Source organism: Pleomorphomonas koreensis DSM 23070 (genome assembly GCF_000425185.1).
GTDB lineage: Bacteria > Pseudomonadota > Alphaproteobacteria > Rhizobiales > Pleomorphomonadaceae > Pleomorphomonas > Pleomorphomonas koreensis.
Map to the genome: position 1 here is coordinate 319,562 of NZ_AULH01000005.1, position 19,929 is coordinate 339,490.

Annotated in this window: 21 protein-coding genes and 1 pseudogene; 5 read left to right on the forward strand and 17 right to left on the reverse strand. The window is 62.0% G+C overall.

What is annotated here, in order from left to right; translation table 11 throughout:
* Position 1: 1 nt before the first annotated feature.
* From H512_RS0103290 to trbB, 3 genes are read right to left on the reverse strand one after another with little or no spacing between them, the layout of a single operon-like run.
* The gene (locus H512_RS0103290) at positions 2 to 283 is read right to left on the reverse strand and encodes a VirB3 family type IV secretion system protein (protein WP_026782251.1); all 282 of its coding nucleotides are present in this window, start codon (positions 281 to 283) and stop codon (positions 2 to 4) included.
* Positions 283 to 615, reverse strand: coding sequence for a TrbC/VirB2 family type IV secretion system protein (locus tag H512_RS0103295; protein ID WP_026782252.1), 333 nt, complete (start codon positions 613 to 615; stop codon positions 283 to 285). The genes H512_RS0103290 and H512_RS0103295 overlap by 1 nt, the downstream gene beginning before the upstream one ends.
* Positions 612 to 1,595, reverse strand: a complete 984-nt coding sequence (gene trbB, locus H512_RS0103300; protein ID WP_026782253.1) for a P-type conjugative transfer ATPase TrbB — start codon at positions 1,593 to 1,595, stop codon at positions 612 to 614. Before trbB ends, H512_RS0103295 begins: the two co-directional genes overlap by 4 nt.
* 359 nt (positions 1,596 to 1,954) lie before the next feature.
* On the opposite strand from trbB, the gene H512_RS0103305 reads away from it, so the two are divergent.
* Positions 1,955 to 2,212 (forward strand): YjhX family toxin, encoded by a 258-nt coding sequence (locus H512_RS0103305; RefSeq protein ID WP_026782254.1) that lies wholly within the window; start codon positions 1,955 to 1,957, stop codon positions 2,210 to 2,212.
* A gap of 12 nt (positions 2,213 to 2,224) precedes the next feature.
* The gene (locus tag H512_RS0103310; RefSeq protein ID WP_026782255.1) at positions 2,225 to 2,722 is read left to right on the forward strand and encodes a GNAT family N-acetyltransferase; all 498 of its coding nucleotides are present in this window, start codon (positions 2,225 to 2,227) and stop codon (positions 2,720 to 2,722) included.
* A 61-nt stretch (positions 2,723 to 2,783) separates the two neighbouring features.
* Here H512_RS0103310 and H512_RS0103315 read toward each other — a convergent pair whose 3' ends face one another.
* From H512_RS0103315 to H512_RS0103365, 11 genes and pseudogenes are all read right to left on the reverse strand, one after another.
* Complete coding sequence (locus H512_RS0103315; RefSeq protein WP_026782256.1) at positions 2,784 to 3,248, reverse strand: ribbon-helix-helix domain-containing protein; 465 nt, start codon at positions 3,246 to 3,248, stop codon at positions 2,784 to 2,786.
* Between the two features lie 10 nt (positions 3,249 to 3,258).
* Positions 3,259 to 5,247: a conjugal transfer protein TraG gene (locus tag H512_RS0103320; protein ID WP_026782257.1), complete on the reverse strand. Its 1,989-nt coding sequence runs from the start codon at positions 5,245 to 5,247 to the stop codon at positions 3,259 to 3,261.
* A 183-nt stretch (positions 5,248 to 5,430) separates the two neighbouring features.
* Entirely contained in the window at positions 5,431 to 6,321 is an 891-nt protein-coding gene (locus tag H512_RS22350) for a LysR family transcriptional regulator (RefSeq protein WP_036789758.1), read from the reverse strand.
* A 481-nt stretch (positions 6,322 to 6,802) separates the two neighbouring features.
* A complete protein-coding gene (locus H512_RS27845; RefSeq protein ID WP_281170315.1) occupies positions 6,803 to 8,035 on the reverse strand; it encodes a DUF3363 domain-containing protein in 1,233 nt (410 codons plus the stop codon).
* Positions 8,036 to 8,203: 168 nt separating this feature from the next.
* A pseudogene (locus H512_RS27850) lies at positions 8,204 to 8,710 on the reverse strand (relaxase/mobilization nuclease domain-containing protein); the annotation flags it as partial.
* 460 nt (positions 8,711 to 9,170) lie between these two features.
* The gene (locus tag H512_RS0103340) at positions 9,171 to 10,106 is read right to left on the reverse strand and encodes a lytic transglycosylase domain-containing protein (protein WP_053239514.1); all 936 of its coding nucleotides are present in this window, start codon (positions 10,104 to 10,106) and stop codon (positions 9,171 to 9,173) included.
* A complete protein-coding gene (locus tag H512_RS0103345) occupies positions 10,103 to 10,438 on the reverse strand; it encodes a DUF736 domain-containing protein (RefSeq protein ID WP_026782260.1) in 336 nt (111 codons plus the stop codon). Before H512_RS0103345 ends, H512_RS0103340 begins: the two co-directional genes overlap by 4 nt.
* A gap of 35 nt (positions 10,439 to 10,473) precedes the next feature.
* Positions 10,474 to 11,019, reverse strand: coding sequence for a S26 family signal peptidase (locus H512_RS0103350; RefSeq protein WP_026782261.1), 546 nt, complete (start codon positions 11,017 to 11,019; stop codon positions 10,474 to 10,476).
* Positions 11,016 to 11,534, reverse strand: coding sequence for a DUF2840 domain-containing protein (locus tag H512_RS0103355; RefSeq protein ID WP_026782262.1), 519 nt, complete (start codon positions 11,532 to 11,534; stop codon positions 11,016 to 11,018). The genes H512_RS0103350 and H512_RS0103355 overlap by 4 nt, the downstream gene beginning before the upstream one ends.
* Positions 11,535 to 11,592: 58 nt before the next feature.
* Complete coding sequence (locus H512_RS0103360; protein WP_026782263.1) at positions 11,593 to 12,669, reverse strand: replication initiator protein A; 1,077 nt, start codon at positions 12,667 to 12,669, stop codon at positions 11,593 to 11,595.
* The gene (locus H512_RS0103365) at positions 12,670 to 12,939 is read right to left on the reverse strand and encodes a helix-turn-helix transcriptional regulator (RefSeq protein ID WP_026782264.1); all 270 of its coding nucleotides are present in this window, start codon (positions 12,937 to 12,939) and stop codon (positions 12,670 to 12,672) included.
* A gap of 462 nt (positions 12,940 to 13,401) precedes the next feature.
* On the opposite strand from H512_RS0103365, the gene H512_RS0103370 reads away from it, so the two are divergent.
* Positions 13,402 to 13,689: a DNA -binding domain-containing protein gene (locus H512_RS0103370; protein ID WP_026782265.1), complete on the forward strand. Its 288-nt coding sequence runs from the start codon at positions 13,402 to 13,404 to the stop codon at positions 13,687 to 13,689.
* Positions 13,690 to 13,707: 18 nt separating this feature from the next.
* On the opposite strand, the gene H512_RS0103375 is transcribed toward H512_RS0103370, so the two are convergent.
* The 3 genes from H512_RS0103375 to H512_RS0103380 all read right to left on the reverse strand — a co-directional run bounded on the left by H512_RS0103375 (position 13,708) and on the right by H512_RS0103380 (position 15,213).
* Complete coding sequence (locus H512_RS0103375) at positions 13,708 to 14,229, reverse strand: DUF2285 domain-containing protein (protein ID WP_026782266.1); 522 nt, start codon at positions 14,227 to 14,229, stop codon at positions 13,708 to 13,710.
* Between the two features lie 46 nt (positions 14,230 to 14,275).
* Complete coding sequence (locus H512_RS26185) at positions 14,276 to 14,491, reverse strand: transcriptional regulator domain-containing protein (protein WP_084798272.1); 216 nt, start codon at positions 14,489 to 14,491, stop codon at positions 14,276 to 14,278.
* 194 nt (positions 14,492 to 14,685) lie between these two features.
* Positions 14,686 to 15,213, reverse strand: coding sequence for an antirestriction protein ArdA (locus tag H512_RS0103380; RefSeq protein WP_026782267.1), 528 nt, complete (start codon positions 15,211 to 15,213; stop codon positions 14,686 to 14,688).
* Between the two features lie 472 nt (positions 15,214 to 15,685).
* Between H512_RS0103380 and H512_RS0103385 the strand changes: the two genes are divergently transcribed.
* Positions 15,686 to 16,540 carry a BrxR family helix-turn-helix transcriptional regulator gene (locus tag H512_RS0103385; RefSeq protein ID WP_026782268.1) on the forward strand — a complete coding sequence of 285 codons (855 nt, stop codon included), beginning with the start codon at positions 15,686 to 15,688 and terminating at the stop codon, positions 16,538 to 16,540.
* The gene (locus H512_RS0103390; RefSeq protein ID WP_026782269.1) at positions 16,537 to 19,929 is read left to right on the forward strand and encodes a DEAD/DEAH box helicase family protein; all 3,393 of its coding nucleotides are present in this window, start codon (positions 16,537 to 16,539) and stop codon (positions 19,927 to 19,929) included. Before H512_RS0103385 ends, H512_RS0103390 begins: the two co-directional genes overlap by 4 nt.

Sequence of the window (19,929 nt, forward strand, 5' to 3'; positions counted from 1 at the left end):
CTCACACCGCCAGGAAAGCCGGGATGCGCAGATGCCTCCGCCCGACCTCGACGAACTGGGGATCGCGTTTCGCCGCCCATACGGCCGCGAAATGGCCGATGGCCCATATGGCGATGCCGACCAGCCAGAGGCGCAGGCCGAGGCCCACAGCACCGGCAAGCGTTCCGTTCATGATGGCGATGGAGCGCGGTGCGCCGCCGAGCAGGATATGTTCGGTCAGCGCCCGGTGGACCGGGATTGAAAATCCCGGCACCGCGTCGAGTTGTTCAAGGCCGCCTGCCATCAGATGAGCGCCCCACCGCCGAACGAGAAGAACGACAGGAAGAAGCTCGACGCCGCGAAGGCGATGGACAGGCCGAACACGATCTGGATCAGCTTGCGAAAACCGCCGCCTGTATCGCCGAAGGCCAAAGTCAGGCCGGTCACGATGATGATGATGACGGCGATGATCTTGGCGACCGGCCCCTCGATGGACTGGAGGATGCTTTGGAGCGGTGCTTCCCACGGCATCGACGAACCGGATGCATGGGCGGCCGGGGCGAGCATGAAGCTGATGGCAAGGGTGGATGCGGCGGTCGCGGCGACGCGATAGCCGCGCGAAATCATGCGGATCATGAAGATTCTCCTGTGCTGGTTTGGATTGCGGTGGTGATGCGGTAGTCGCCGTCCGGGCCGAGACCTTCGACGCGGGCGAGTTCGGCCAGCCGGCGCGCGGAACCGCGCCCGGAAAGGACGGCAACAAGGTCGATAGTCTCCGCGATCAGGGCGCGCGGAACCGTGACGACAGCCTCCTGGATGAGCTGTTCAAGACGACGAAGCGCGCCGATGCCGGTGCCTGCATGGATGGTTCCGATCCCGCCGGGATGGCCGGTGCCCCACGCTTTGAGAAGGTCGAGGGCTTCGGAACCGCGCACCTCGCCGATGGGGATTCGGTCGGGGCGCAGGCGCAGCGAGGAACGGACCAGATCGGAAAGCGTCGCCACGCCGTCTTTCGTCCGCAAAGCGACAAGGTTGGGCGCGGCGCATTGCGGCTCGCGCGTATCCTCGATGATGACGACGCGATCCGCCGTCTTCGCCACCTCGGCGAGCAGCGCATTGGTCAGCGTGGTCTTGCCGGTCGAGGTGCCGCCTGCCACCAAGATATTGGCGCGGGACTGGACAGCGGCGCGCAGCGTATCTGCCTGATCGGCAGACATGGTGCCCGCCGCCACGTAGTCGTCGAGCGTGAACACCGCGACGGCGGGCTTGCGGATGGCGAAGGCCGGCGCGGCGACCACGGGCGGCAACAGGCCCTCGAACCGCTCCCCGCTCTCGGGCAGCTCGGCCGAGACGCGGGGGCTGCGGGCATGAACCTCTGCGCCGACATGATGCGCGACTAGCCGAACGATGCGTTCGCCATCGGCGGCGGACAGCCGCTCGCCCGTGTCGGACAGTCCTTCGGATAGCCGGTCCACCCAAAGGCGGCCGTCCGGGTTTAGCATCACCTCGACCACGGCCGGGTCTTCGAGCAACCGGGCGATTGCGGGGCCGAGCGCGGTGCGCAACATGCGCGCGCCGCGCGCAATCGCTTCCGGTTTTTGGTGGTTGGTGATCATGTCGGCCCCGTTTCTTCATGGGGCGCGACAGGCGATCCCCGGATCGGGGTCGATTAAGAGAAGCCGAAATGCGGCCGGTTCAACAAGTATCTAGCTCTGTGCGGGGATCGGCTGCGAACGGCGGTAAATAGGATGGGTCGAAAACCGACACTCTCGGATGACTCGCTGTTGACGAAGCTCCAGCCAACACGTTACATCGCACCTGCCCAATCCATACAGACAAGGGATTGTAGATGTTGGAGCTTGTGACCACCCGCTGATCGTCTCGATTGATCGAGACATCTAGCCGCATCGTTCGCAACGGCAAGTTTTGCCGGTGTTGAATGTTGCGCGGGTGATTTCTCTACACAGGCTTATCCATGAACATCTCACGCAGCGAGCAGCGCGTCTTACACGTGCTGGCGCAAGGCGGTTATATCCGCCATCAACGGGCCGACAACGGCCGCATCATCGACGTGCTCTGCTTCACGCGCGACGGTCACGTCTTGGCCGATTGCACGCCAGAGGTCTTTGCCAAACTCCGACGCAAGCGCCTGATCGAATCCAGAGCGTCCAGCCCCTACCGGATTTCCGATAGGGGCCGCCGCTCCGTTCGCGCTCAACTCGACAATCGCTAAGGAAATAACGACATGCTGATCCGCAACGAAACGGTCGGTGACATTCCGGCTATTCGCCGCGTCGTCACCGACGCTCTCAAGATGCTTGCTCAATCCACAGGAACTGAAGCCAAGATCGTCGACAAGCTGAGGGACGATGACGCGCTCATCCTCTCGCTGGTCGCTGAGGATGAAGGCGAGGTCATCGGCTATCTGGCCGCTTCAGCGGCACGGGTCGGGACGCAAGACGGATGGGGTCTGATCGGTCCGCTCGCCGTTCTGCCTTCAAGGCATCGTCAAGGTATCGGGTCGGCCCTGATGGGAGAAGCCGTTCGCCGACTGCGGGCGTCAAGCAGGGGCACGGCGCTGGTAGGCGACCCCGCCTATTACAGCCGGTTCGGCTTCCGGGCTTTCCCCGGTCTGGGTGTAGCTGGCTGCCCTCCCGAAGTAGTCCAAGCTTTGCCGTTCGATGGCATTGAGCCTCAAGGAGAACTGATCCATCATCCCGCATTCGGTCTGGATCAGCAGTAATGAAAGAAGGCCGGGCTGCCTCCAAAGAAGTGCGGCCCGGCCGAATTGTCATGGTCGCGGACTAAAGCTGATTTTTGCTAGCATCGGCAATTTCAGGTTGTGGTTGGTCACTGCGAAACAACTCTGCGTCGCGTGATAGTTCTTTGAGGAACCTGTCACCGGTCGCCAACCGCCGGCCGAGGGTCTGCATAAATCCCTCGAAGCGCTCCGCCCCTTTCGCACGGGCGGCGGATTGTGCGGCTCCCGTAAGCGGCGGCGTGAGGGTCATCCAGAAATGGATGAACTGCGCGACCGTCTCGCCGAGGACGGCGAGATCTAGGTCGAGCGTGTCGATCTGGCGGCCGAGTTTATCCAAGCGGCGCGACATGGCAGCTTCAAGCTGGTCGTCGGTATCGCCGGACAGGTAGGACATGACCGCCGCCTCCACGATGGCGGATTTCGAGACATTGCGGCGCAGCGCCATCGCCTCGATCTGCGGAATGAGCGCGGGGTCGAAATAGAGATTCAGGCGGGTTCTGGTTGCCATGAGCGTATCCTCAAAGTTCGATTCCGTCATCGGGGTTCAATGCCACCTGCCGCGCGACCATCCTCATGCGCTGGCGCATGGCGCGGGCTTTGGCCGCGTCAACGTCCGGCTCGTCGTCCAGAAACTCGAACTCCTGTTCGGGCGATGGCGGCGGGGCGACGATTTCCTCTTGGCTTGGCAATTCCGGCTCGCGGCGGATGCCGGCATTGGCCGGATCGCCCTCGGCCCCGTCTGCGGCGGCCGGCGCGGAACGGCTTTCCGCCGCGACCACGCGGCCGGACCAGTCATCGGCGGATGGGCTGGGCGCCAGCGGAGCGGCGACCAGATCGGGCGGAGTCAGGATGCGTTCCTGAAACCGCGCATCCTCGAAATAGCGGGCCTTGGTGGCGCGGATCGGCGGCGTGCCGGCGACCATGACGATTTCATCGGTGGGCGGAAGCTGCATGATTTCGCCCGGCGTGAGTAGCGGCCGGGCCGTCTCCTGCCGCGACACCATCAAATGCCCTAGCCATGGCGCAAGGCGATGGCCGGCGTAGTTTGTGGAATCGCGCAGCTCGGTCGCGGTGCCGAGCGCGTCGCTCACCCGCTTGGCCGTCCGCTCGTCATTCGTGGCGAAGCTGACGCGGACGTGGCAGTTGTCGAGGATAGCGTTGTTCGGCCCATAGGCGCGCTCGATCTGATTGAGGCTCTGCGCGATCAGGAAGCCCTTGAGGCCGTAGCCCGCCATGAACGCCAGGGCGCTCTCGAAGAAGTCGAGCCGGCCGAGGGCGGGAAACTCGTCCAACATGAGTAGGAGGCGATGGCGCTTGCCGGAGGTGTGCAATTCCTCGGTCAACCGCCTCCCGATCTGGTTGAGGATCAGGCGGATAAGCGGCTTGGTGCGGTTTATGTCGGATGGCGGCACGACAAGGTAGAGCGTGACGGGCTGGCGGCTGTCGACCAGATCGGCAATGCGCCAGTCGCAACGTGCGGTGACGCGCGCCACCACGGGATCGCGGTAAAGGCCGAGAAACGACATGGCGGTGCTCAATACGCCCGACCGTTCATTCTCGGATTTGTTCAACAGCTCGCGGGCCGACGATGCGATGACGGGATGAACACCGGCCTCGCCGAGATGCGGCGTATCCATCATGGCGCGCAAGGTCGCCTCGACCGGGCGGCGCGGATCGGACAGGAAGTTGGCGACGCCCGCCAGCGTCTTGTCCTTCTCCGCATAGAGAACATGCAGGATCGCGCCGACCAGAAGCGAATGAGAGGTCTTTTCCCAATGGTTGCGCTTGTCGAGACTGCCTTCGGGATCGACCAGAATATCCGCGATATTCTGCACATCCCTGACCTCCCATTCCCCTTGCCGGACCTCCAGCAGCGGGTTGTAGGCGGACGATCTGGCATTGGTCGGATCGAACAGCAAGACCCGGCCATGCCTCGCGCGAAAGCCCGCTGTCAGCGTCCAGTTTTCCCCTTTTATGTCGTGGACGATAGCGGATGCCGGCCATGTCAGCAGCGTCGGCACCACCAGCCCGACGCCTTTGCCGCTGCGCGTCGGGGCGAAGCATAGGACATGCTCGGGACCGTCATGGCGCAGATAGTCCCGGCCGTATCGGCCGAGCAGGACGCCATCGGGGCCGAGCAATCCGGCCGCGCGGATTTCTCGGTCCTCTGCCCATCGCGCTGAACCGTAGGTGGCGACGTTGCGCGCCTCCCGTGCCCGGATGATCGACATGAGGATGGCGGCGGCGATGGCAAGAAAGCCGCCCGATACGGCGATGATGCCGCCCTCGACGAAGATCGCGGGCGCATAGGCGTCGAATGAAAACCACCACCAGAAGAAGGCCGGCGGGTAGTAGATCGGCAGGCTCGCCAGCTCGAACCATGGATTGCCAAGCTGGGGCTGGAAGCCGAGGCGGAACGCTACCCATTGCGTCGCCGCCCACGTCATCACCAGAACGATGGTGAAGACTACGGCGATTTGACCCCAAAGGATTCGGCCTCCGCGCAATGCAGGCTCCAGTCGGCAAAAGAGATGGAGCCGATCAAGAGAGTAGGCAAAATCGGGGCGGGCAACCGGAAAGAGGCTGCCGGAGGGCTGCCGGATACTATCGGCAGCAAATAGGACGGTTGCGGCATCTTCATCGCCTGCACCAACGGCTATTCTGGCGGATCAAGTCGAATCGCGGGGAAGTCAATTCGCTCGGACCAGCCGCCCCATGTCATTTGCAAGCGTCAGCAGATTGCGCAACGTCGCGCTGCGATTGAACGGCGACCAGACAGCCGAGAAGGCAACAGGCTCCGGCTCATCGGCGAAGGGCAAGAAAACGATGCCGGTCGTCGGCAGACGTGCCGTAGCCTCGCCGACGATGGTGATGCCAAACCCCTGTCCGACCATGGACAGCAGAGTGCCACGCTCGACGTCGAAGCGCAGGATCGACGGCGTAGGCCAGCGCCCGGCATGACGTAGCACGATATGATTATGAACCTGCGGGCCAGTGCCACCATGTCGAACAAGAAACGTCTCGCCCGCAAGTTCGGCCCATGTGACGACCGATTGCCCGGCGAGCGGATGCCGCTCCGGTAGCACCACCACAAGCGGTTCGGTCCATATGCAACGGGAATGGCAGTCGGGGAGTTCGGGCGTGCCCGCGACGAACGCCACGTCCAGCCGGTCGGCGCGAAGCTGCATGACCGCTTCGCGAGCCGTGCTCTCCGTGATTTCCACTTCGATGCCGGGATGAGCCTCCCGATACTGCGCGATCAGATCGGCAAGGAAGCTGCCGTAGATCAGGGCATGGATACCGATGCGAATCCGGCCGCTTTCTCCGGCTGCCGCCATGCCAGCCGTCTTCACCGCATGGTCGAGTTGATCGACTCCCGCCGCTATCCGCTCTACGAAGTGACGTCCGGCCTCCGTTAGTCGGACGCCCCGAGCATGGCGCTCGAAAAGAAGGATGCCAAGGTCTTCCTCTAGCGCTTTCACTCGTGCGCTGACACTGGATTGTGCGACGCCTAGCACTTTAGCCGCGTGACGGAAGTTCAAGAATTCAGCAACAGCTAAAGTCTGAATCAATGACACCATTGGGATTCGCAACCCGAGGGGAGTTTTCCACTCTTGGCGGGCATCTGTCCTAGAGCGCCGCATGATGGTGCTCCGACAGATAAGAAAAAGTCGAACTGGCTGAAATGACGTTGGCGACTAGCGCCCAAGCCAATCGCGCGGATCGAATGGCAAAATGGCGGTTTAGGTAGGCGGTGAACTGGCCTGAATAGATGCGTCCGCCCCGCAACGAGGCGTGCAGCATACGCTGCGTATTTTCTGGATTTTGCATTGGAGAAGCCTTGCAAGCGTCGCAATAACTTGCCGCATCCGCAATCGCTTATCCGATCACGGACTCAAACCGACAAGCACGAAGCCGCTCACTGTCAGCGCGAACGGCTAGCGACGTGCCACAATCTCCAACACAAGCCTCTCCATCGTAGGTGGAGAAAGGATAGACATCGGCGTGCCTCGTCGTCAACGCTGGAGAATTTGATTGCGATACAACCGAGGCGGGTTTGATTCACAAACCAAGACCTCTGGTTTTGCCGATCTGCCATGACACCGATCCGCCCTGCACGACGCCCATGACCTCGCGGCCGAGCTGGCGGTCGATAACCGGCCGCCACGGGACAAGCGTAAACTCGTGGGATTTCTCAACAACGGCGAACTTGCCACTGGATAGCTGCACGGTGCCGGTGAACTTGCCGCTGACGTTCTCGCTATCCGTAGCGGCACGGAACGGCAGCCCTTTGCCCTCGGCCATCTCCCGGCCGACGCGGGCAACCTCCCGCTCGCGCAGCGTGGCGAGAAGGCTGCGCCGGTAGAAGATGCGGCCGTCCCGCGCTCGGCTGGCATCGCCCTGTTCGATATGATGCTCGCGGCGCTGCTCCATCGCCTCGCGCACCTGCTGGCCGAAGCCGGCCGGGACAAGATCGGCGGTCTCGCCATGGATCAGCCGCCGGTCGAGCCAGGTCGCGCCGTCCGATCCGATCTGCTTGTTCAGATCGACCGGGGAAAGAACGCGCACGCTGGCCTGCCGGTCGCGGCCGGCGTCATAGGCGGCAGCCCGGCTCTCGAAATCGTCGGGGATGCGCCATTGGTCGGCGTCGATCCGCTCGACGATCCCGGCGCGGCGCAATGCCTCCAGCCGGCGGACATGAGCATCGACATAACCCTCATAGTCGCCGCCGGGAACGCGCCCCTCAAACTTGGCCTGCTCCAGATGACGACTCGGCCGATAGATGCCGTCCTCCGCGATGGCCGTGATGGTGCGGTCGGACGGCCGGGCCGTCACCTCGGCCGGGCCGATCTGGACGACGCTACCGATGCGGGCGTCCTCCAGCCGCTCGGGCGCGATGCCGGCGAGGTGGTGCGTCCGCCCGTCGATCCCGTCCACCACGATTGTCAGGTTCTCCCCTAGCTCGTCGGACAGGTGCTTGTCCACGACGCGGCCGACGATGGGCGTCTCGGGCGCTCCGTCATGGATTTGAAAGCTCATGAGATCGCGTTCGCCACCGTGCGCGCCGAGCGCCTTCTGCATGATGCGGATAATGTCGCCACGCTCGCCCAACTCGCGCAGGGCCGGCTCCATGTCCTTGCTCAATTCCCAAACGCCGGGCGCGTGCGCGGTCGCCAGCCCCATCTTCTCCAGCTTGGCGAGACGGCGAAGGCGCAGGGTCCGCTCGAACTGCCGCCTCGGCGCTGCCGGTTCATGGCGAAGGTCGAGGAAACGGGCATCGGCTTCGTCGGCCATGGCGCGGTCGATCCGGGTGAAACGGTCTTGGTCGATCTCGGCCGACAGCTTGCGGGTCTGCTCGATCTCGGTCACGGGGCCGAGTTCGAGACTGGCAAGCTCGCTGGCCCGCTCGCGCAGGCCAGCGGAAAGATAGTCGCCGTTGATGACTAGATCCCCGCCCGTGTCGTCGCGGCCGTTGACGATGATATGCACATGGGGATGGCCGGTGTTGTAGTGATTGACGGCGACCCAATCGAGTTTGGTGCCGAGGTCGGCTTCCACCTGCTTCATGAAATCGCGGGTGTAGGCCGTGAGGTCCGACAGCTCCACGCCGTCCTCGGGCGAGACGATGAATCTGAATTGGTGGCGGTCGTCCTTGCCGCGATCAAGGAAGGCGTCGCCATCGGCGCGGTCCTCGGTCGCCGAATAGAGCCGGCCGCGCTCGCCGTCGCGTGACGTGCCGTCGCGTTGGACATAGCGTAGATGCGCGCGGGCGCGACCGCCCTTCCACGCGGCCCGGACGCTGCGCTGCTTGACGATGACGCGGCGACTGCCCGGCTGGCGATGATGCCAGTTGCCCGAGATATTGCGGGCACGCACGAAGCTCGCGCCCCGGCCGCGCTTCACGCCCTTGCCGCTGGCGACCACGGCACGGGACCGGCCCGGCGATGACGGGCGGGCGGATGATGGCATGGAAGGATCGCGTGAGGCTGCCGCCTGATGCTGCCGGGTGATCTTTCTGACCTGCGTGAAAAAGCTCTTGGTCTTGCCAGCCTTCGGCGTGTCGGATCGGATGCGGCCGGGCTTCGGACGGAAGCGGTTTTCGTCGTCGGCGCTCAAGGGCGCGGCTCCGGCCCAAATCGCCGGAAAACGGCCGATCTGCGCCTATGGTGCCGCTCGAAACCCAGCAAAGCCAAGGCTTTGCGCAAAATCGCGGCACGCGGCCCCTCAAAACCATGGTGCCGGAACCGGCGACCTAACCAGTGTGCAGACAACAACAATTTCCAGAAGCGGCCCGATATGGTGCCGTCTTCTTTAATCTTGCCCTCCGCCCTTTCTGTCTTTTCTGCCCCTCCTGCCGGGAATCCAGCCGGGCGCAAACCTGCCCGACCGGATGTCGAAACCAGCGCCGCCGAGCCCGGGAACGCCGCCCTCATGGCGTTCCCCCGTCGCTGGCGCTCGCCACGAAAATAATGCTGCCGTCCTGCGGCTCCGCACGGGCTGGGTCGCGCGCTGGAACGGCAGCGCGCCCGTCGCCGGATTGCACCTCGGACGGCGGCGCGGCGGCAGCTTGCGTGTCGGCCAGGCGCATGACGAATAGTGGTGCCTCGCGCCAGTCGGGCGGCGGTGCCGGTGGTTGCAACGGCGCATCCGATGGAGCCGCGCCGCCAAGGATTGGGGCGAGCGCGGCGACATAGGCGCGTGTCTCGGCGGGAAGGGGGCGGCCCGTCGCGCGGTGCTCGTCGTAGCGGCCGGGGCCGGCGTTATAGGCCGCAAGCATCGCGCCGACATTGCCGTAGCGGTCGAACATCTCGCGCAGATAGGCCGTGCCTGCGAGGATGTTGTCGCGCGGGTCGTAGGGATCGCGGCCGAGGCCATGGCGGACGCGCAGGCCCGCCCATGTGTCGGGCATTACCTGCATCAATCCCATCGCTCCGGCCGACGAAACCGCCCGCACGTCGCCCGCGCTTTCGGCGCGCAGCACGGCGCGAATCCAGTGCTCGGGGATGCCGAAACGCTGCGACGCCTCGGCGATGTGCGCCGCATAGGGATGGGCGGCGGCCGGGCGCTCGACCGGGACGGATTGCGCGACAGCGACGCCCGATCCGATACAGACGGAAAGCGCCCCGGCCAGCAGCAGGACGGCGTAATGCCATGCCGGCCTGTCTCCGCTTCGCCGCCAGCCTGCCAGCGTGCTCGCTGCGGTCAAGGGCAAGGCGCAAGCGCCGGCCGATGGCCGCCCCTGACCTTCGCTGCGCGCGCCGGTCGTCTGGTCGCCGAGCGGGACGAAGGGATGAGACGGCTTTTCCGCGAACAAAGGGATGCCGATCTTTGACCGGATGGCGGGCCGGACGCGTGCGGCCTTCATTCCTCATCCTCGATCTTCCGGGCGTGCTTCCAACGCAGGGTCCAGACCGAAGGATCGTCGTTGGACTGGAACAGTTTGGCGCGGATCGGGAACGGGAAGATTGGCCCCTCCAAGCGCATCGACACGAACTCGCCAGCGTTCTCGCTGGAGTCTTTCCATGCCGGGCCGGCGTCCGGGCCGTCCTCGCTATCGAGGCGCACGCAATAATCGGGCGCGTTTTTCGCGTGGCTCGGCTTGGCCGGGACGATGAACAGCTTTTCGTGGAGGCCGAACGAATGAAGCTCTCCCGCATAGCCGGTTTCGGTGCGGGTGAAGGTGCCTATCTCTGCCATGGGAAATCTCCTGCGGTTGGTTTTCGGGGGTGATTTCAGTGCGTCGGCGCGCGCCACTCGTAGCGGCCGACGCCTTCCTCATCGGTCCAGAGCGGGACCGCCCGGCCGATGACGGAAGCTGCGGGGATGGGTCCGAAATACCGGCCGTCGAGGCTGTCGCGGACTTCCCAATTCATGAGGAAAAGCTGGCCGTCGTCGATGACGCGGCAGCCCTGCCAGACGGGCAGATCGCGGCCGAGGCTGTCGCGCTCCAGCGCCTCGCCCATCTCGATCCCGTCAACCGTGATCGTGCGGCCGGCGCGGCAAACCCGCTGTCGGGGCAGGCCCAAGACGCGCTTCAAGAGCGGGACGCCGCGCGCTATATAGCCGCGCTCGACCATGAAGGCGGCGAGCGGTTCGGGCGGCATCACGGCGACCAGTTCGGGCACGTCGATCCGGTCTGCCGGCTCGACGGTGTAGAAGCCGACTGGCGCGCTGGCGGTGGCGTTCCATATGAGTTTCGTCGGCGTCTCGACCGCGCTTGCGGCGGCGATGCCGAGCACCACCAGCGCCGTGATCGTAAGGGTGCGGCGGCGCGTCATGGGTCGATCCTTCGGCGATGAAGCCACACGGCATGTCGCTCGGGCGTGTAGGCGTGCGCCTCCAGATTGGCGGTCAAACGGTTGTGGACGTGTCGCCAATGCTCCGGTGAGGCATCGGCCGGATCGAGGCCGAGCGATTCCACGGCGTCGATGGCGGCAAGCGCGCGCTGCACCTTGGGCCAGCTATCGAGGCGCAACAGGATTTCGCCGCCGGGGCGCACGAAGGGCAATGTCTGGAACGGCTCGCCCCGGCCGATGGCGCGCACAATGTCGATGCGCGAAACGACAGTGCCGTGCTCGCCCTTCGCCCATCGCACGAAGGCAAAGACGCTGCCCGGCGCGAAGCCGACGACACTCCGGCGACGATCGATGATCTGCTCGTAGCTCTTGCGGCCGAAGCGTATCCAGTGCTCGACCTTGCGTTTCTCGAAGGTCAGCTCAACCAATGTGGTGAAGGGCGCAGGCCCGTCCGGCAGCGGACGGCCGTGCGCGCTGCGGTGAGCGCGACGGGTCATTGTTCGTCTCCGGTGATGTGCTGGGGGCTGCGCGGACGCAGCGCGTTGGGCGCGGCCGTCATGGCTCGCCCCTTCGGGCTGAACCGGCACCACGCTTCGCCCGCGCGCGCGTCAAAGAAAAAGAGTTAGATTCTCTGTTAGATAAGTTAACGGTCGGATTCCGCTTTTTAGGCCAAAGCGTTAGCTGCGGTTCATGCGCCTGATCTGCCGATAGTGGTGCGCCTGATGTGCCGATACCCCGTGCGCCTGATCTGCCGATGGCATTAACAGGGTTATCAACAGTGCCTGTTGACAGGTTTTCGGGGCGGATGCGCAGCAGCTCGCGGCCGTCTTCCCGCTCGGTCTGGAGCAGGTAGCCGGGGAGCTGCTGGCGGGCTGCGATCCGGCGCAGGTCGAGCGCGAAGTCGGACGGCCGCGCGAGGCTGCCGGATTTCTGGTGAAGATGCGCGACCTCGAAAATCCAGCCGTGGCGCTGGTGCCCGGCGTGCTTTCTGGCGACGCGGTAAAGCCATCGCTCGATGCCGTCAGTCAGCCGGAAATAGGCCGGGTCGATGGTCAGGACCAGCGAACGGTCGATGACGCTGTTGTAGAACCATTCGGGCAGGACGAACTCCATGCCCTCGACGCGGCCGGCGCGCGTCGTCATTTCCTCCCACTCGTTGATCCATGAGAATTGCCGGCGACGCCAATGCGGGCCGTTGCGGATGGTGGTGGCGATGACGGTCGATTGCAGCCGCGCCAGCGCGGCTTTCAGAAGCCGGTATTGATGATTGCCGGTCGGCCGCCCGATGGCGCGCAACAGATGGTAAGGCGTAAACCGGACAAAGCGCGACGTGGTGAGGCCGTTGTTCTCGGCCGCGACGATCTGCGAGGCCGCCCATATCAGCACATCGGCATCCCAAATGGTCGCCATGCCGTGTTCGGGCATCCCGAACACCTGCACCTCTATGTCGGCGGCCTTGTAGAGAATCGGCTTGGTGCGCGGGGTCTTCGCCAGCGAGAAAAACGGCCGTTCCATCAAATCGCGCTGGTCGCGCGGCGGCGCGTCGCCCGTTGCGACCACGAAGGGGTCTAGGCGGCTGCGCTCGCTGTCCTCGGCCGGCTGCTCGGGGTCGTGATCGTCCTCGCGCAGCATCTAGCAGTCGCCTCGTTCTTTGGGCGTGAGCGGACGCGCGGGAAAGACGGTGCCGGCGGTTTTATCGCGGGTGGATTTGCGCTCGCCCGCCGCGCTCCAGTCTTCCAGATCGCGGACGGTGTAGAGGACGCGACCGCCGACTTTGCGATAGGTCGGCCCGGTGCCATAGGTGCGATGCTTCTCAAGGGTGCGGATGGATATGCCGAGGAAGCGCGCGGCTTCCTTGGTGCGCAACAGGCGCGGCGGCAGGCCCGCAAGTGGGTTGGGCATGGATCACCTCCAGTCTGGATTGGGCTGCCGGGGGCGGCAGCGGACTGTGGCGAACCATGGCGAGGGATCGGCGGCGCGTAGCGTGCCGCATTTGCGCCTATGCGCTGGCGGCACCCCCTTCGGGGGCGGTGCGCGGCCAATAGATGAGGGATTTCAGCGGCTCATTGCCTGCTGCGCCGAAAAGCCAGAGACATTCCCACGCGGTTCAGTTAAGAATCGCAGTGGAGCAGACGCGCTGCTCTGGGGCGTAGTAACCCCTCACGAATGGCCGGTGCCAGCCAGAACGGCACCAACTCCTTGACCTATGGTCGGGGAGCCTGTGGCGTATACAACAGGCTTTCCGAGCTAAAGGCCATGGGGCCGTTTCGTGACGGTTACTAACTCCCCGATCACCAAGAGTCAGAGAGAATCGTTTGCGGGGGCGCACCGCAGACAAAGCTCTCTCGGATACGGGGAATGACTATGCGGGTTCCCGTCCAACTCGATCCAGATGTGGACGATGAAGCGCCGACCGGCGACACCATAACCGTCTATGACGAACGGCATTACGTCACCTATCTGCGTTTGCTGGATGCGAAGGCCGAGGGCGCGGACTGGAAGGAAGTCGCGCGGATCGTGCTGCACCGTGATCCGGTCGCTGAGGAACTGCTGACCCGCCGTTGCTGGCAAAGCCATCTCGAACGCGCGCAATGGCTATCGCGTGAAGGCTATCGGAAGATTCTGGAGCAGGCGGCAGCCAATAGGGCGTGAGGTCAATGGCCGTGCCCATCAACGCTTGTCGGGCTTGATCGGATAGTGGAGCAGAAGGCGATAGCCCCCGCGCATCATCTTGATGCCGTGCGCGACCAGGCGGCGGGCTTTGTTCTTGCGCGGATCGCTCTCGAAATCCTCCTTCGTGCCGCGAAAGCCGAGCAGGACTTCCGCGATGGTGCGATAGCTCTCGGCGCGCAGCCGGGCGTCGAGCGCGCGCAGCGACAGGATATGCCATTGCCGGAGTTGGGCGGGAACGGCCCGGAAATCGGGACCGGGCGCGCGACCATTGAGGGATCGCCAGAAACGGCGGACAGCGTGAGCGCGTAGCTCCAGAAAAGCATCCATCGGCAGCGTGACGGCGTAAAACGCGGCGGCGTCCGGCACCGCCTCGGGCAGCCAGAATTGATGTTTGACGCCATCCACCTGCCAGATACCGTGCCAGCCATCGGCAGCGCGGTGCAGGTCGAGGCCGTCGAGGTGCGCCAACGTCAATATCGGTTCGGTGTCGTCGTCCTTGTGATCGACCGGAGACAACATCACGGCTTGCGGTTGAAGGCGCGGACTCCAGATCGGCGATTGCCGATCATGCGGCGCGTCGGGATCGCACGGGAAATCGCAAACCCCAGCGAGCCGCGAACGTTTCCAGGTCGCGGCCGTTCGGTCCTTCAGCCAACGCCATGGTACGAAACTCCCGGCGATATTCGTCGTTGCGGCGCAGGTATTCCCAAGCGAAACCAGCGGCAGGGATGTGCTTTGTGTGCCCGTATGCCGCCGGAGATCGCCAATCGATGCTGAGCATGGCGTCACCTCCCCAAGCCGGGACGCTGGGCAGCGCCCGGCAAAGAGAGGTTCAAGGATCACAGGAAATATAGAAGCCGCTCAAAGCAGATACCTTGAGCGGCTAACCCGATCATTTTTGGTGTTCTCTGCTTGGCGATGGCCTGTGATTTCGCGATGCCTGCCCGTATGAGCACGGACTGGCCAGTCATGTTCTCATCTGCTGGAAAATACATGCACCTCGCCGTGTGCCGTCTCTATGGTGAACAAGTCACCGCTCATAGCTGCGTCGCGAGCCATCGCCTGCCAATCGACATAGTAGCGCAGCGCCTCGGGAATCGTGACGCTCTCGGTGGTCAATTCCTCCAAGTAGTCGGCGAGGCTCTCGAACTGACCATGATAACAGTCCTGCAAGGCGGTTTCGGCTTGGTCCATGCCGCCGACGAACTGCTCCAGCAAGCCCGCACCAAGTGTGCCATGCTCTGCGATGAAAGCGCCCATACGTGCCACACTGTCGATGCCGGCATATTCGGAGACGCTAACGCCCTCGAAACCTTCATAGTCGTGGATGGCGTATTCCTCTGCGTGCTCGATGGGAGACCGTGCGAGCATAGCCGCAATCTCGTCCCTGATCTCGTCGGCATCCTGATCCGCGTCGATCCAAGCCCCATGCAAATAGCCATTATTGTAGGCGGCAAGGCAGGCGACATAGATGCGGGGATTGCTGTCGGATATGTTTGTCATGTCTCTGATTCTCGCGTCTGAAGGTCAGCGAAGCGGAACGCCGCGCCTGACCTTCTGGCCGTCGCCGAGACTGGGTGTGCAAACGGAGAGAGGCTTCGCGGGGAACCGGCTGCACGGAGCGCGCCACGCGCGGAGGAAGCTGGGCGGAAGCCTTTCGAATTGCGCCGAGGGCGGAGCCCTAAGTTCTAAGAATGGGCGTTATCATAGTTCAGTATTACGCCCGCACGCTCATGCGAGGCGAATTCAACGAGGCATCACGGCGCGCAGCCGTGGGGGGCGGTGAAGGCGATGACGACAGAACGGAGCGGGTGAAGCCCCGATCCGATGACGATAATTCCCTCGCCACCAAGCAAGGCCGCCGACGCCGTACCGGCAAGGGCTTTGGCCGCGGCCGCGATTAGGCGCTTGACATCCGAACTATGTGTATATAAACTATACCCATAAGGTTTATATATGGAAATCGGAGACAGTCGTGCGTTGGGGTGTGGAAAAGCGCTTAGAGTTCATCGAGTTCCGCCTTTTCTGGGAAGGCGGGATTAATCGCGCTGATATTATCGACCACTTCGGCGTGTCCGTTCCCCAAGCCTCAAAGGATCTCACGCTTTACGAAGAAAAGGCACCCGGAAACCTGCTCTATGACAAGAGCGCAAAGAGGTACATGGCGTCGCCGCATTTCAAGCCGGTTTTTCTCGAACCGCACGCCGATATGTATCTCGCGCAGCTGCAAACAGAGCCGTTAACCGGAATTATTGAAGACAGCTGGCTTGCTGCCGTTCCGGCGTTTGACATGATGCCGGTGCCCCACCGAAGCGTGCGTGTCGATGTCCTTCGCAAGCTTGTGGGCGCGATCCGTAGCCGCCGGGCTCTCAAGATCAAATACCAGTCGATGAACACAAGGCGCCCTGACCCCGAGTGGAGGTCGATTTCTCCGCATGCCTTTGGGCATGACGGACTGCGGTGGCATGTCCGTGCGTTCTGCCATATCGACCGGAAGTTCAAGGACTTCATTCTTTCCCGCTGCCTTGATTCAGGCGACGTCGAAGAAGCCCTCGCGACAGCTAGTTCCGACCGCTTGTGGCACGAGTTTTTCGATGTCGTACTGACTGCAAATCCTGCCCTTAGTGATAGCCAGCGTGCGGTTATTGAGCAGGACTACGAAATGGTGGGGGGCACCGTGACCGTCCCCGTTCGGAAGGCATTGCTCTACTATTTTCAGAAGCGGTTGCGATTGGATATTGCCGACAAGGTAGATCGGCCACAGGAAATCCCCGTGGTGGTCAGCAATGCGTCCGAATTCGCCTCGGCATTAGCGGAGGCGACTGCATGAAGTCGCTCAACTTTGAGATTCTCCGCCCTAACTGGCCTGAGCTTGCTGGGCTCGGCGGATTTGCTGAATCCTACGCTCACGCTGACCCTGCTAGCGCGCTTGTGAAGCTGCGTCTATTCGCAGAGAATCTGACCAAGGACATTTATCGGGATTTGCGTCTGCCGAAACCCGAACAGCCGACTTTCGTCGATCTGCTCAAGAACGATGCATTCATCGCGATTACGCCGAAGGTCGTTCTCGACAAACTTCATGCTTTGCGAATCCACGGGAACAAGGCTGCTCATGGGGAACCTGTTCATTCTCAAGGCGCTCTCTGGCTCCTGAGGGAAGCCCACGACCTCGCACGCTGGCTCTGCGTGCAATACGGGCGAGCGAGTGCGGAAGAGCTAGGTACCTTTTCCCAGCCCCAGACGCCCGATCAAACCGACGAGAGGGACCGTCGGAGGATTCTTGAGAAGCTCGCTGCCCAGGAAGCGCAGATGGATGCGCTACTTTCGGAGCTTGAGGAGACACGTTCAAAGGCAATCGCGGCGGAGAAGGAGGCTGCTGACCTCAAAGCTATTGCGCAGTCCGGACAGAAATCTGCTGATGAGCTGAATTTCAGTGAATCGGAGACGCGAACCCGTCTTATTGATAGCCTGTTGGCGAGCGCTGGTTGGGATGTCAGCGCAGGATTGAAAAGCTCTGCCCAGGTCGGAAAAGAGATTGAGCTCGACAATCAACCGACAACGAGCGGTATCGGGTACGCGGACTACGTCCTCTGGGATGAGAATGGTAATCCGTTGGCCGTGATTGAGGCCAAAAAGACAGCCGTGGATGCCGATCGCGGCCGTCATCAAGCCAAGCTCTATGCAGACAGTCTGGAAAAGAAATTTGGTCACCGTCCGGTGATCTTTTACACGAATGGATTTGATATCTGGATCTGGGATGATGCGCAGGGTTACCCGCCACGCCGGTTATTCGGCTTCTATTCCAGAGACAGCCTGCAGCATCTCGCAAATTTTCAACGCCTGCAGAAGAAGCCGCTAGACAGCATCCAGGTCAACGAGGACATCGTAAACCGGCTTTATCAGCTTGAGGCCATAAAGCGCGTCGCCGAACGTTTCTCGCAAAAGCATCGAAGAGCGCTGATTGTTCAGGCTACAGGCACAGGTAAGACGCGCGTCGCAATAGCTCTCACGGATCTGCTTATTCGGGCTGGGTGGGTAAAGCGCGTTCTCTTTCTGTGTGACAGAAAAGAGCTGAGAAAGCAGGCAAAGAACGCTTTCAACGACTTCCTCTCTGAACCAACGCGTATTCTCACCTCAAGCGTCCGGTCAAACGCCAGCGAGCGTGTGTTTCTGGCGACCTATCCGGCCGTTCAGAAGGTATTTCAGTCGTTTGATCCCGGCTTTTTTGACCTCATCATCGCGGATGAATCCCACCGAAGCATCTATAACATCTACGGTGACATCTTTCATTATTTCGACTGCCATCAGATAGGGCTGACCGCGACACCGGTTGATTTCGTTACGCGCAGCACCTTCAAGCTCTTTGGTTGCGAAGGACAGCTGCCGACGTCGAACTACGATTTAGAGCAGGCTGTCGAAGAACGTTACCTAACGCCATTCGAGGTATACGAGCACACAACGCAATTTCTGCGTGAAGGCATCACTCTCGATGGACTCTCGTCCGCTCAGATTGAGGAACTAGAGGCGCAGGGGGAAGACCCTGCGCAATACGACTTTTCATCCGAACAAATCGATAAGGTGATCTACAACATGGACACCAACAGGGCGATCCTTCGCAACCTGATGGAAAACGGCATTACCGATACGACCGGTCAAGTTCTCGGCAAGAGCATCATCTTTGCCCGCAACCATGAACACGCAATGCTGCTTCGTCAGCTCTTCGACGAAATGTACCCGCAGTACGCCGGGAAATTTTGTCAGGTTATCGACAACTACGATCCCAGAGCTGAGCAGCTCATCGACGATTTCAAAGGCGAGGGAACGAACAACGATCTGACGATTGCTATTTCAGTCGATATGCTCGATACGGGCATCGATATACCGGCAATCGTCAATCTCGTATTCGCTAGGCCGATCAAATCGCCGGTGAAGTTCTGGCAGATGATTGGACGTGGAACGCGTCTTTGCCCTGACTTATTCGGGCCGGGCAAGGATAAACGCGTTTTCCGCATATTCGATCATTGGGGCAACTTCGCTCGTTTCGAGATGGGTTACAAACCAGCGGAACCGGCGCAGGGCAAGCCGCTCGCGCAGCTTCTATTCGAGGAGCGGCTGACGCTGGCTGAAACAGCGCTCCAAAAAAGCGAACCCGCAGTCTTCGACACGATCATCGCTTTGGTTTCTCAGGACATCAACGCACTCCCGGAAGAGTCGATCTCTGTGCGGGAAAAGTGGAAAGAAAAGCGCGCGCTTTCCAAACCTGACGTGCTCAAGGCCTTCGCTCCTGCGACCGTCGCCCGTCTCAGGCAGGAGATCGCCCCGCTGATGCAGTGGCGAAACATTCGTGGTTTGGGTGACGCTCTTGCGCTCGACCTTCTGATCGCACGTATGCAGCTCGCGGTTTTACGGGGCTCGGGAGCTCTGGCTGATTTGAAAATCGATTTGATGGACCGCCTCGCCGCGCTTCAGATGCATCTCAATCCCGTGCGTGAAAAGGCTGAGGCTATCAAGCGTGTGAAAGCGAACACGTTCTGGTCCGGCGTTAGTGTTGCGGACCTTGAACTGGCCCGGCTGGAACTCCGGGAGATCATGCATCACCGCGCAAAGGGCGGCTCCCAGGGTGTTCCGCCAAAGATTATCGACGTCACCGAAGATGCCGGTCAGGTGCAATACGCGCGCCGATCAGCCAGTCTGAAATCGGTAGACATGAGGGCCTATCATCAGATCGTGGAATCTGAGCTCAAGAAGCATTTCGATAGCAATCCGGTGCTCAGAAAGATCCGGGCAGGGCATACGGTATCGGACAAGGAGATCGATGCTCTTGTATCGCTGATCCTTACCCAAAACCCGGATGTCCGGCGCGAGCATCTTGAGGAGTTTTTCAGCGAACTGGCAGGCCCGCTTTATCTCGCCATCCGCATGATCGTGGGGATGGACCCCGAAGCGGTCCGCGAAAAGTTCACCGCCTTTGTGCAGTCGCATCCAAAGCTGAGCGCAAAGCAGACCCGCTTCCTGTCTCTTCTGCAGAATCACATCGCCCGGTACGGCACGATCGAGGTTGAACGTCTCTACGATGATCCATTCACCGTGATTGACGCGGATGGTCCGGACGGCGTTTTCGAACAGGAAAGCGATCTAATCGATCTAATTGAAATTGTGCGTTCTTTTGGCCCGAAAGCGGAAAAGCGCGTTGAAGAAAACCCGAACGAGAGGAATTAA

Coding starts and splice junctions, on each gene's coding strand:
- H512_RS0103290 (WP_026782251.1), bottom strand. CDS start 283: ATGGCAGGCGGCCTTGAACAACTCGACGCGGTGCCGGGATTTTCAATC.
- H512_RS0103295 (WP_026782252.1), bottom strand. CDS start 615: ATGATCCGCATGATTTCGCGCGGCTATCGCGTCGCCGCGACCGCCGCA.
- trbB (WP_026782253.1), bottom strand. CDS start 1,595: ATGATCACCAACCACCAAAAACCGGAAGCGATTGCGCGCGGCGCGCGC.
- H512_RS0103305 (WP_026782254.1), top strand. CDS start 1,955: ATGAACATCTCACGCAGCGAGCAGCGCGTCTTACACGTGCTGGCGCAA.
- H512_RS0103310 (WP_026782255.1), top strand. CDS start 2,225: ATGCTGATCCGCAACGAAACGGTCGGTGACATTCCGGCTATTCGCCGC.
- H512_RS0103315 (WP_026782256.1), bottom strand. CDS start 3,248: ATGGCAACCAGAACCCGCCTGAATCTCTATTTCGACCCCGCGCTCATT.
- H512_RS22350 (WP_036789758.1), bottom strand. CDS start 6,321: ATGGTGTCATTGATTCAGACTTTAGCTGTTGCTGAATTCTTGAACTTC.
- H512_RS27845 (WP_281170315.1), bottom strand. CDS start 8,035: ATGGCCGACGAAGCCGATGCCCGTTTCCTCGACCTTCGCCATGAACCG.
- H512_RS0103340 (WP_053239514.1), bottom strand. CDS start 10,106: ATGAAGGCCGCACGCGTCCGGCCCGCCATCCGGTCAAAGATCGGCATC.
- H512_RS0103345 (WP_026782260.1), bottom strand. CDS start 10,438: ATGGCAGAGATAGGCACCTTCACCCGCACCGAAACCGGCTATGCGGGA.
- H512_RS0103350 (WP_026782261.1), bottom strand. CDS start 11,019: ATGACGCGCCGCCGCACCCTTACGATCACGGCGCTGGTGGTGCTCGGC.
- H512_RS0103355 (WP_026782262.1), bottom strand. CDS start 11,534: ATGACCCGTCGCGCTCACCGCAGCGCGCACGGCCGTCCGCTGCCGGAC.
- H512_RS0103360 (WP_026782263.1), bottom strand. CDS start 12,669: ATGCTGCGCGAGGACGATCACGACCCCGAGCAGCCGGCCGAGGACAGC.
- H512_RS0103365 (WP_026782264.1), bottom strand. CDS start 12,939: ATGCCCAACCCACTTGCGGGCCTGCCGCCGCGCCTGTTGCGCACCAAG.
- H512_RS0103370 (WP_026782265.1), top strand. CDS start 13,402: ATGCGGGTTCCCGTCCAACTCGATCCAGATGTGGACGATGAAGCGCCG.
- H512_RS0103375 (WP_026782266.1), bottom strand. CDS start 14,229: ATGTTGTCTCCGGTCGATCACAAGGACGACGACACCGAACCGATATTG.
- H512_RS26185 (WP_084798272.1), bottom strand. CDS start 14,491: ATGCTCAGCATCGATTGGCGATCTCCGGCGGCATACGGGCACACAAAG.
- H512_RS0103380 (WP_026782267.1), bottom strand. CDS start 15,213: ATGACAAACATATCCGACAGCAATCCCCGCATCTATGTCGCCTGCCTT.
- H512_RS0103390 (WP_026782269.1), top strand. CDS start 16,537: ATGAAGTCGCTCAACTTTGAGATTCTCCGCCCTAACTGGCCTGAGCTT.